11 protein-coding genes and 1 tRNA gene are annotated in these 10,236 nt (G+C 65.2%); 1 reads left to right on the plus strand and 11 read right to left on the minus strand.

All coding sequences use genetic code 11. The annotated features are described in order from the left end of the window. Window positions 1–65: 65 nt before the first annotated feature. The 8 genes from WJW29_RS14325 to pcnB all read right to left on the minus strand — a co-directional run bounded on the left by WJW29_RS14325 (window position 66) and on the right by pcnB (window position 6,812). Window positions 66–689 carry an AAA family ATPase gene (locus WJW29_RS14325; protein ID WP_011408564.1) on the minus strand — a complete coding sequence of 208 codons (624 nt, stop codon included), beginning with the start codon at window positions 687–689 and terminating at the stop codon, window positions 66–68. A gap of 3 nt (window positions 690–692) precedes the next feature. Then, entirely contained in the window at window positions 693–1,037 is a 345-nt protein-coding gene (locus WJW29_RS14330) for a type II toxin-antitoxin system prevent-host-death family antitoxin (protein WP_011259028.1), read from the minus strand. 158 nt (window positions 1,038–1,195) lie between these two features. Further along, on the minus strand, window positions 1,196–2,710 hold the full coding sequence (gene pgi, locus WJW29_RS14335) for a glucose-6-phosphate isomerase (RefSeq protein ID WP_011259029.1): 1,515 nt from the start codon (window positions 2,708–2,710) through the stop codon (window positions 1,196–1,198). Continuing rightward, window positions 2,707–3,087 carry an aspartate 1-decarboxylase gene (gene panD / locus WJW29_RS14340; protein ID WP_011259030.1) on the minus strand — a complete coding sequence of 127 codons (381 nt, stop codon included), beginning with the start codon at window positions 3,085–3,087 and terminating at the stop codon, window positions 2,707–2,709. The genes pgi and panD overlap by 4 nt, the downstream gene beginning before the upstream one ends. Before the next feature lie 178 nt (window positions 3,088–3,265). Further along, window positions 3,266–4,108 carry a pantoate--beta-alanine ligase gene (gene panC / locus WJW29_RS14345; protein WP_011259031.1) on the minus strand — a complete coding sequence of 281 codons (843 nt, stop codon included), beginning with the start codon at window positions 4,106–4,108 and terminating at the stop codon, window positions 3,266–3,268. Beyond that, entirely contained in the window at window positions 4,105–4,920 is an 816-nt protein-coding gene (gene panB / locus WJW29_RS14350) for a 3-methyl-2-oxobutanoate hydroxymethyltransferase (protein ID WP_011259032.1), read from the minus strand. The genes panC and panB overlap by 4 nt, the downstream gene beginning before the upstream one ends. A 35-nt stretch (window positions 4,921–4,955) precedes the next feature. After that, window positions 4,956–5,441 (minus strand): 2-amino-4-hydroxy-6-hydroxymethyldihydropteridine diphosphokinase, encoded by a 486-nt coding sequence (gene folK / locus WJW29_RS14355; RefSeq protein ID WP_011259033.1) that lies wholly within the window; start codon window positions 5,439–5,441, stop codon window positions 4,956–4,958. A 3-nt stretch (window positions 5,442–5,444) separates the two neighbouring features. Further along, window positions 5,445–6,812 carry a polynucleotide adenylyltransferase PcnB gene (gene pcnB, locus WJW29_RS14360; RefSeq protein WP_011259034.1) on the minus strand — a complete coding sequence of 456 codons (1,368 nt, stop codon included), beginning with the start codon at window positions 6,810–6,812 and terminating at the stop codon, window positions 5,445–5,447. Window positions 6,813–6,859: 47 nt separating this feature from the next. Here pcnB and WJW29_RS14365 point away from each other — a divergent pair. Next, a tRNA-Glu gene (locus tag WJW29_RS14365) sits at window positions 6,860–6,934 on the plus strand. Between the two features lie 493 nt (window positions 6,935–7,427). Here the strand turns inward: WJW29_RS14365 and folE2 are convergent. The 3 genes from folE2 to WJW29_RS14380 form a co-directional block, all read right to left on the minus strand. Next, window positions 7,428–8,348 carry a GTP cyclohydrolase FolE2 gene (folE2, locus tag WJW29_RS14370; RefSeq protein ID WP_011408568.1) on the minus strand — a complete coding sequence of 307 codons (921 nt, stop codon included), beginning with the start codon at window positions 8,346–8,348 and terminating at the stop codon, window positions 7,428–7,430. A gap of 37 nt (window positions 8,349–8,385) precedes the next feature. Then, complete coding sequence (locus WJW29_RS14375) at window positions 8,386–9,564, minus strand: N-acetylmuramoyl-L-alanine amidase (RefSeq protein WP_011408569.1); 1,179 nt, start codon at window positions 9,562–9,564, stop codon at window positions 8,386–8,388. Between the two features lie 324 nt (window positions 9,565–9,888). Next, on the minus strand, window positions 9,889–10,236 hold a 348-nt coding region (locus WJW29_RS14380; RefSeq protein ID WP_341900019.1), incomplete at its 5' end, for a transposase.

Here is a 10,236-nt window from a genome sequence, read left to right on the forward strand (position 1 = left end):
GGTGAGGTCGATGCCTGGCCGCGTCGGTGAGACGCCGATCAGAGCGCAGGTGCCTGAGCGCGCGGTCAAGACTGCCGCAAGTCCAGCGCCGCCATCACGATGGGCTTGGCCCAATCGGGCACCTGCGCCAATTCTTCCGGCGTTTGCGGGTAATGCAGACCGCTGCGGTCCAGTTCCAGTACCAGCACGGGTGCCACCTGGCCCGCCGCATCGGCCGGAGCGCTGTTGTCGTAGACATGCAGCACGGCCAGATATGGCAGCAACGCAATCAGGTTGGCCCGCGAGGCATCGTAACGCTCGCGGATCTTGTGCTCAGGGATGGCATGACCACCGGCAGCAACCCGCGCGGCCACACGCTGGATGTGCAGATCCACTGTCGCCAACCCGCAGAACCAGACCGCCACCGTGTGCTGCGCGCACGCCTCGCGCAGCAGGCGTGGAATGGTGCTCGCACCCAGCGTGGTTTCGAATGCGAAATCGCTGCCGTTGGCCATGGCATGGCGCAGCCGCCGTACACCTTCTTCCCAGGCCTGCGCGTTCGCTTCCGCAAGCGCCCAGCCCTGCTCCACCAGTTCCTTGGTGAACGCATCGGGGTTGAACCAGGTGGCGCCGTCCTCTTGCAGAAAACGGCCCAATAGCGAACTTTTGCCGGCGCCATTGACGCCGGCCAGCACCAGGAGATTGCCCATCGGTTACAGCGACGGACCCAGGGTGATCTTGCGGCCGCGGCGTGCCGGCGTGGCGATCGCCTTGGCCAGACCTGCACCCTCGGTCGCCGCCGCAAGCTGCGCGTCGAACTTCGCCTGCAATGCCTGCAGCGATTGCGCGCGCGACGGAGCCGCCGCCGCCGCACTCGCCTGATTGACCAGGCGCCGATATTCCTCGGCGTCCACGACGACCGCTTCGGGATGATTGTGGTTGGTGATGACCACCGCCCCATGCGAGCGCACCTTGCGCATCAGGCTGGGCCAGCCCTTCACCTTGATGTCGGCGGCGGGGGATTTTTCAAGCTCGGGCAAATCCTGGAGGCGCGACATGGCGGCAGTCCGGCGCGGAGTGATGGCGATCAGCCTACTCTCAAATTCCCAATTTAGGAAATTTGTCTATTCTGGCCTCAGCGCAGTCGGTCATGTCGTCCAAAACAAAAAACGGGGCCCGCAGGCCCCGTTCTCTGTCTGCGCGATGCGCAAAATGCTTAGCCGCGCAGTTTGCTCAGCAATTCGCGCGTCACCGGGTCGGCCACATCGGCCGATTCGCCCTTCAGCGCCGGCAACAACTGGCTGGCCAGCTGCTTGCCCAGCTCCACGCCGAACTGGTCGAACGCATTGATGCCCCACATCACCGATTGCACGTACACGCTGTGCTCGTACATCGAGATCAGCGCGCCCAGCGCCTGCGGGGTGAGCGCATCGAGCAGGATCACCGTGCTCGGACGGCCGCCCGGGTAGCTGCGGTGCGGGTCGCTGCTGTCCTGGCCATTGGCCAGCGCCTCGGTCTGCGCCAGCACATTGGCCATCAGCGCGACATGGTTTTCCGCATACGGGTCGTCGTTGTGCACGGTGCCGATGAAATCGGCCGGCACCACGCTGGTGCCCTGATGCAGCGCCTGGAAGAAGCTGTGCTGCACATCGGTGCCCGCGCCGCCCCACCACACCGACACGGTGTCGCTGTCCACCGCCGAGCCGTCGAGCTTGACGCGCTTGCCCAGGCTCTCCATCACCAGCTGCTGCAGATACGCCGGTAGCAGTGCCAGGCGCTGGTCGTAAGTCATCACCGCGTGCGTGGCGCTACCGAGCAGGTTGCGGTTCCACACTGCGGTCAGGCCGTGCAACACCGCGACGTTTTCTTCCAGCGGCGTGTTGAGCGCATGCGCGTCGAACTGCGCGGCGCCTTCCAGCAGTTGTTCGAAACGTTCGAAACCAATGGCCAATGCAATCGGGAAGCCCACTGCCGACCACAGCGAGTAGCGCCCACCCACCCAATCCCACATCGGCAGCACGCGGCCGGGTGCGATATCGAAGGCCTTGGCGGCGCGCTCGGGGTTGGCACTGACTGCGTACAGCCGCTCGCTGCCACCGAGCCAGGCATGCAGGATGCTGCCGTTGAGCAGGGTTTCCTGGGTGCCGAAGGTCTTGGAAATCAGGATGCCGGCGGTGCGTGCCGGGTCCAGCGTGGCCAGCGTGCGCTGCATTGCTGCGCCATCCACATTGGAGACAAAATGCACGCGCAAGCGGGCACCGGACACCGGACGCAACGCGTCGGCAACCAGACGCGGGCCCAGGTCCGAGCCACCGATGCCGACACTGACGATATCGGTGACGTCGGTGGCTTCGAGCTGCTGGATCAGCGCGCCCATCCGCTGCCGCACTTCTGCAGCAGTGGCGTAGGCCTCCGAGGCCACGGGCGCGTCGGTCAAGTCGCCACGTAACGCGGTGTGCAAGGCCGCGCGCTGTTCGGTCACATTGACCTGCTCGCCACGGAACAACCGCTGGAACGCGCCGGCCAGATCGCGCTCGCGGGCGATGGCGAACAAGGCATCGAGCGCGGCGCGGTCGTACTTCTGCCGCGCGAAGTTGAAATACAACGGACCGACTTGCCAGGCGTATTGCGTCGGCCGTTCCGGCTCTGCGGCAAGCAATGCGGGGATGGCAGCGCCGCGCAGGCGCTGGGCGTGGGCGTGAAGCGCGTCGAATCCGTTGGTCTGTGTCATGCGGCCTGCGTGGGGATGCTGTGGTTGGTGTGGGAGATCGCGTTGCGCGCGTTCACATATACCAGATTGGGCTTAAAGGTCTTGGCTTCGTCTTCGCTCATGCTGGCGAACGCCGCCACGATGATCAGATCGCCCACCTGCACGTGACGCGCTGCGCCGCCGTTGAGCGACATGATGCCGCTGCCGTCTTCGGCGCGGATGGCATAGGTGCTGAAACGCGCACCGTTGGTGACGTCCCAGATATGGACCTGTTCGAATTCGCGGATGCCGGTCGCTTCCAGCAGCAGGCCGTCGATGGCGATCGAGCCTTCGTAGTTGAGCTCGGCGTGGGTGACGGTGGCGCGGTGGATCTTGGCTTTCAGCAGGGACAGATGCATGGACGCGGGCAACGACAAAAGGAAAGCCGGCATTTTAGCGGAAAGCGCCCGCCCCCAACCGGTTTGCGCTGCGGTCGGTGGTGAGGGCTTCAGGCCTACGCCGCGGGAAGACCGGCCTGCATCGGTTGACTCGCGCTACTGGCGGAGGTCAGACGCCACGTACGCAGCGCCGGCCTGCTCAGAATTCCAGGTTGTCGATCAAGCGCGTGCTGCCCAGGCGGGCCGCGATCAAGGCCACGTGCGCACCGGTGTGGCCGTCGCCCGGCTCGCTGAGGTCGGGCAGCCGCACCACTGCGTAATCGACCCGGAAACCAGCCTGCTCCAGCGCGTGGCTGGCCGCGTCTTCCACCTGCGCGCGCGGCGTGCCGACGGCATAGCTGTCGCGCATCTGCAGCAGCACCTTGTGGATATTGGCCGAGATCGGGCGCTCTTCGGCCGACAGATACTGATTGCGCGAGCTCATCGCCAGGCCATCGGCCTCGCGCACGATGCTGCCGCCCAGGATCTCGATCGGAAACGCCAGGTCGGCCACCATCTGCCGGATCACAGCCAATTGCTGGTAATCCTTCTTGCCGAAGGCGGCCACGTCCGGCTGCACCTGATTGAACAACCGCGCCACCACGGTGCATACGCCATCGAAATGCCCCGGCCGGCATTCGCCCTCAAGCACATCGCTGACGCCGGGCGCGTGGATGGGCGTGGCCAGCGCGGTGCCGAGTGGGTACATCGTGTCCACGTCCGGCAGCCACAGCGCATCGCAGCCGGCATCTTCCAGGCCGCGCAGGTCGGCCTCGGGCGTACGCGGGTAGCACGCAAAATCTTCATTCGGGCCGAACTGGGTCGGGTTGACGAACACGCTGGACACCACACGGTCGGCGTACTGGCGCGCCAGCATCACCAGCGAGTAATGCCCGACGTGCAGGTTGCCCATGGTGGGCACCAGCGCCACGCGCAGGCCCTCGCGCTTCCAGCCGTTGACCAGAGCGCGCAGGGCGGAAAGATCGGTGAGTGTCTGGATCATGCGGCGTACGCGTGCTCTGCATCGGGAAAGCTGCCATCGCGCACGGCCTGCGCGTAGGCACGCACCGCACCAGCCACCGAGCCGCCTTCGGCCAGGAAATCCTTGACGAACTTGGGCCGACGATGACCGCTGTCCAGGCCCAGCATGTCGTGCATCACCAGCACCTGGCCGTCGCAACCGGGGCCGGCACCGATGCCGATGGTGGGCACGCTGAGTTCTGCGCTGATTTGCGTGGCGATCGGCGTCGGCACGCATTCCAGTACCACCAGGCTGGCACCGGCGTCGACCACCGCCTGCGCATCGCGGCGCAACTGCTCGCCGGCTTCGCCGCGGCCCTGCACCTTGTAGCCGCCGAAGCGCAGCACCGATTGCGGGGTCAGCCCCAGGTGCGAGCAGACCGGAATCTCGCGCTCGACCAGGTAACGGATGACCTCGAGCTTATGCCCGGCGCCCTCGATCTTGACCATCTCCGCACCGGCCTGCAGCAGTTGGGTGGCGGCATCCAATGCACGTTCGGGCGTGGCGTCGGCCTGGAACGACAGGTCGGCCACCAGCAATGCGCGATCGAGCGCGCGGGCCACCGCGGCGGTGTGGTAGACCATGTCGGCGGTGGTCACCGCCAAGGTGGAATCATGCCCCTGCATCACCATGCCGAGCGAGTCGCCAACCAGGATCAGGTCCACGCCATTGACGTCGAAGGTGCGCGCGAAGCTGGCGTCGTACGCGGTCAACATGACCAGTTTTCGACCCGCGCGCTTGGCCTGCGCCAAGGCGGGCACGGTCCAGGGATTGCTGTCGGCGTGGCTGCTCATGAAGTCATTACGTGGGGTGATAAGCCGGTCATTATCTACCCAATCGGCTCCAGCCCGCAGGTATCGATGGCTTGCAGGGCGTGCCGCACTGTTCCATGGCCCGGAATGATCGCCTGCGGCGCCAGCTCGGACAGCGGCAGCAGTGCGAAGGCACGCGCGTGCAGATGCGGATGCGGAACCTGCAACTGCGGCAGATCGATCACCTGTTCGGCGTACAACAGCAGGTCCAGATCCAGCGTGCGCGGGCCCCAGCGCTCGCCGGCGCGACGCTCGCGGCCGAACGCCTGTTCGATGCCGAGCAAGGCTTCCAGCAGCGGCAGCGGCGCGAGGCCGGTGCGCAGCTGCGCCACGGCATTGATGAAATCCGGCTGGTCTGCGCGGCCCCAGGCCGGCGTACGGTACAGACACGACGCTGCGATCAGCGTGGTCTGCGGCACAGCGCCCAGCGCGGCGATGGCCGCGCGCACGCTGGCCTCGGCCGGGCCCAGGTTGGCACCCAGGCCGACAAAGGCGGTCTGCATGCCCTAGTCGCCTGCGGGCGCGCCGGTGCGGCGCCGGCGGCGGCGACGCTTGCGCGGTGCGCCCTCCTCGCCTTCCTGGTCTGCCTGCGCCGATTCGATCGCCTCCACCAGCTCCTGGCCGGGCGACTTCTGCGCCTCACTCCAGAACTCCACATCGCCGGCGTGATCGGGCGAAGCGCACTGGCGCAGCACCAGGAAATCGAACGCCGCGCGGAAGCGCGGATGCGACAAGGTGCGCAACACCCGCTTGCGCTGACGCGACGAGAAGCGCGTCTGCATCAACCAAATTTCCTGCATCGGCAGCGAGAAGCGACGCGGTAACGCCACGCGCTCCAGCTGGTGCAAGGTGACGCGATCGGCTGCGCGGCGCTGCGCATCTTCCGGTTGCACGCCTTGCGCCTGCAGCCCCATCAAGGTGCGGCAGAACGCCGGCCACAGCAGCAACGCAAACAGGAATGCCGGCGACACCGGCTCGTCGTTGGCCACGCGGGCATCGGTGTTGCGCAGGCCTTCCAGCACCATGGCGCGCAACGCGCCGCTGCGGTTGGATTTCAATGCTGCCGCGCTTTCGGGAAACAACGCGCCGAACAGGCCATAACGCTCCAAGCCTTCGAAGCTGGCCACGCCATGTCCGGACAGGAACAGTTTGAGGATTTCTTCAAACAGACGCGCAGGTGCGGCCTCGGATAACAGCCCGGCCAGGCGCGGGATCGGTTCGGCGGTGCCGGCTTCGATCTCGAAGTTCAACTTGGACGCCAGGCGCACCGCGCGCAGCATGCGCACCGGGTCTTCCTGGTAACGCAGCTCCGGGTCGCCAATCAACTTCATCAGGCGCGCCTGCACATCTTCGAAGCCGCCGCAGTAATCGCGCACCGAGAAATCTTCGATGGCGTAGTAAAGGGCGTTGCAGGTGAAGTCGCGGCGGATCGCGTCTTCTTCGATGGTGCCGTAAACGTTGTCGCGCACCAGCCGGCCGTTATCGAGTTCGCGGTCGCCGCTGCCATCGTCGCTATTGGCGCGGAAGGTGGCCACTTCGATGATTTCGCGACCGAACACCACGTGCGCCAGACGAAAACGTCGGCCAATCAGGCGGCAGTTGCGGAATAGCGCCTTGACCTCTTCCGGCGTGGCGCTGGTGGCGACATCGAAATCCTTGGGGTGGTGACCGACCAGCAGATCGCGGACCGCACCACCGACCAGGTAGGCACCAAAGCCCGATTCGCGCAGGCGATAAAGCACGCGCAGCGCGTTGGGGCTGATGTCCTTGCGCGAGATGGTGTGCTGGTCGCGTGGAATGACGCGCAGCGTGAACGCAGATGTCACTGAGGCTTCGATGATGGCGCTTCCGTCTTGTGTTGCAGGATTGCCCAACGGCTATTACCTCACTATAATAACGCTGCGCACAACACGTGACAAAAGCTCCCTTCGTCTAATGGTTAGGACGTGGCCCTCTCAAGGCTAAAACAGGGGTTCGAGCCCCCTAGGGAGCACCACCTCGCGTCTCGCTGCAGAAACGCCAGAGCCCCGCATCGCGGGGCTTTTGCGTTGTAGCGCGGGCACTTCGCACGTGTGCTGGGCTGCACTGCGGTGCGACGTGCCGCAACGGTCTCCGCGGCCTGGCCTGGCCAGGACCGCCTGGACTGACGAAGTGGTCGAGGTTGGTTGCCGGCCTGCATCGATGGTCGGATTGCATCGGACGCGCGCCATGCGGCAGCCCTTGTCAGGATGCCATGCGGCAACCACCATCCACGCACCGCAGCCAACGCGCATGCATCGTCAGGCGCATCGCGCGGTGCGGACTGGACGACGTATCGATCACAATGACGCCGCTCAGATCAGTCAGATCAGCACAAAGAACACAGACTGGTACAACAGCAACGCGCCACGCCAGCCATACTTGCCATTCTTCGGTGCGACAGGCGACTTGCCTGGCTTGTGCGCCATTCGCACTGGACGCTTTGGCAATTTGCAGTACATGGCGTCTGCTCACAGAGCGGCTGGGAAGAATGTCTCGTCGTCGCTTCCGGTTTCGGCAACGGCGTCATGCGCATGCAGGCTTTCCAGATGGCGTACCGCCACATGAAACGTCGCATAGTGCTCAGCCAGCTGCTTGCGCAGGCGGCGCGCCGCGTCTTCGACATACATCAGGTTTGCGCCGTTCAAGCGCGCAAATGCCTGTTCGTCGGGCCGTCGCACCGCGGCCTGCACCGGCGTTGCCAACGCCTGCTCGCACAGACCGATCAGTTCCTGGATTGCGAAGCCCTGCGTATCCGCGGGCAGATCGACGCACACCTGCGCCACGCTACGCTGGCTATGCGGGGTGGCGTAGGAACCGTGATCCTGCAGCCACTGCGCAACGTCTTGCAGCGGCAGCGCATCGCACCAGGCGTGCTGCTGCACGAACGCATCGCTCAGCAACTGCCGCGACAACGCCGCCGAACAGGGGCAGGTGGACGCGTACAACACCTCGACCTGTAGCTGGATTGTGGTGCGCCCTGCCCTGCACTGCGCGGCAATGCGCACCGGGTAGGCACGCCAGCCGCTCAGCCCTTCGCTGCGTAGTGCCGGCATGCGCAGCATCAGTGCGAAGCTGAGCGTCAGCCGTGCAGCGCGGCTTGCGCAATCTGCATGGCTTTCGATCAGCGCCTGCAGCAGCTGCGGGAGCATGGCCGGCGACAATGGCCGCTGCAGGTGCAGGTCCAGCAGACGATACAGCCGCGACATGTGGATGCCTTTGAGCTCGGCCCGCGGCAGATCGACCTGCACGCTGGCACGGGCTGCAAGGCCACTGCCACTGGCGGCGTCCAGATGCACGGGAATCGCGATGTCCTGCATGCCGACCCACCGCAAGGGCGCGCTCAGCGTGAATGCTTCGGTCACAGCAACATCGGGAAGCGTGGCGGACATCGGGTACTCGTCGGAGGGTAAGGGTGACGATCGCGGCTCAAACGCGACCAGGAAACGCAGCGAAGTAGTCGTCGATTCCCGCATGCAGCGTCTGTGCAAGTTCGTCCTGATGCGTATCGCCACACAAACGCTGGCAATCGTCGCGATTGCTCATAAAGCCGGTCTCCACCAGCAACGATGGGATATCCGGCGACTTCAGTACCGCAAAACCTGCCTGCCCCACCTGGTTTTGATGCAGGTGCGTCACCTGCTGCAGGCGCTCCAGCATCAACGTACCGAAGGCCAGGCTGCTGGCGATGGTGCCGCTCAGCGATAGGTCCGCCAATACCTGCGACAGCACCGGGTTGCTCGGCACCCGCAGCCGGCGTGCGGTGTCGCCCATGTCGTCGGCAGCGTTTTCGCTATCGGCGATCCAGCGGGCAAGTGCGGAGCTGGCGCCAGTCTGCGACAGCGCAAACACCGAGGCGCCGCGCGCTTCGCGCGTTGGTGCGGCATCGGCGTGGATGGAAACGAACAGATCCGCGCTGTGGCGATGCGCGATCAACACACGCTCGTGCAGCGGCACGAAGCGGTCATCGCTGCGGATCATGGTGGGCCGGTAACGCGCATCGGCCGCCAAGCGCTGATGTAGCCGCCCGGCCACCGCCATGACCACATGTTTTTCGTAACGCGCATCGGCACTGACCGCACCCGGATCCTTACCGCCATGGCCGGCGTCGATGGCGACCACATAGGGCTGCAGGCGCGAGCGGGGCGGCTCTGCTGGGGCTGGAGCTGGGGCTGTCGCTGGCGTTGGAGCAGCATCGCTCGCGGCCAGCGCCACGCCGCCGGAGAGGGGGGCAAGCTCCAGCACCAGCGCACTGTCCTCCCAGCGCAGGTTGACCGAACAGGGCTGCTGCAGATCGAACACGACCCGCAGCCCATCGAGATGCGCAGCGCTGCGTATGCGGGTCACCGCAGCGCCTGCGGGGATCGGGTCGATGCGCGGCGCCTGCGACGACACGCCAGAGAGATCGATGACCAACCGCTCAGGATCGGCCAGCCTGAAACTGCGATAGGCAACCTGCGCACCAAGCAGCTCCAACCGAAGACGCAGCAACCCGCCCTGCTGCTGCACGCTGCATTCCCGCAAGACTGGAAGCCCTTGCGCGGCAGCCAAGGCCGGCGACAGCATCAGCGCAGCGGCTCCGCCTTGTAATAGGTCCCGGCGCTTCATCGCGCCCTCCCCTCGCAATCCCAGTCATCGACCCACCACAGCAAACGGCAGCACAGGCTGCGGTGCGATTCCAGACAGCACACAAGAGAACAGGGATGGCGGGACACGGTAGACAAGCCGCGAGGCGAATTATTGTTATAAAGTAACATAAATTCAGCGGAAGCAAGCCTATCCCTTTCATCCTGCGCCTCCGCATTCATCTCCTCATATAGAAGTCACCCAGGTCCCAGCATCTCCCGGAGAGCGATGCAGCCTGGCGTCACTGCACCGAGATCGGCTGTGCCCCAACGTCCCCCCGATTTTGAGTAGTCGCCCCTGCAAAATTCACCAAACACACCAAGCCAACCGATGTGGGCGTGTGTTCCTCGCTCGCAATGACATTGCGAGCACTGTGGCCAGCATGATGAGTCTCGCAACCATAGGCGCAAAAAGACCCTTCAGTCCCAGACGCACCATGGCCCGCAGCAACCAGCGGATGTTGTCCCCCGCCGCGCACAGCACTGCGTGCAGCGCATCGCCGTTCGCTCCTTGCAACCAGCACCGATCCATGCCGTTGTCGTGCTTCAAGTGTCCGATGGCCGGCTCCACCGCCTGGCGTCGCTTCAGCCAGCGGCGCTGCTCATCTGTCAGGCGTTTGAACGTGCCCCGGTGGATGATCTCAACGCCGGGATT

Source organism: Xanthomonas sp. JL1, from assembly GCF_038405005.1.

Excerpts from the sequence above, each read along its gene's own strand:
- WJW29_RS14325 (WP_011408564.1), bottom strand. The coding sequence starts at position 689 with ATGGGCAATCTCCTGGTGCTGGCCGGCGTCAATGGCGCCGGCAAAAGT.
- WJW29_RS14330 (WP_011259028.1), bottom strand. The coding sequence starts at position 1,037 with ATGTCGCGCCTCCAGGATTTGCCCGAGCTTGAAAAATCCCCCGCCGCC.
- pgi (WP_011259029.1), bottom strand. The coding sequence starts at position 2,710 with ATGACACAGACCAACGGATTCGACGCGCTTCACGCCCACGCCCAGCGC.
- panD (WP_011259030.1), bottom strand. The coding sequence starts at position 3,087 with ATGCATCTGTCCCTGCTGAAAGCCAAGATCCACCGCGCCACCGTCACC.
- panC (WP_011259031.1), bottom strand. The coding sequence starts at position 4,108 with ATGATCCAGACACTCACCGATCTTTCCGCCCTGCGCGCTCTGGTCAAC.
- panB (WP_011259032.1), bottom strand. The coding sequence starts at position 4,920 with ATGAGCAGCCACGCCGACAGCAATCCCTGGACCGTGCCCGCCTTGGCG.
- folK (WP_011259033.1), bottom strand. The coding sequence starts at position 5,441 with ATGCAGACCGCCTTTGTCGGCCTGGGTGCCAACCTGGGCCCGGCCGAG.
- folE2 (WP_011408568.1), bottom strand. The coding sequence starts at position 8,348 with ATGTCCGCCACGCTTCCCGATGTTGCTGTGACCGAAGCATTCACGCTG.
- WJW29_RS14375 (WP_011408569.1), bottom strand. The coding sequence starts at position 9,564 with ATGAAGCGCCGGGACCTATTACAAGGCGGAGCCGCTGCGCTGATGCTG.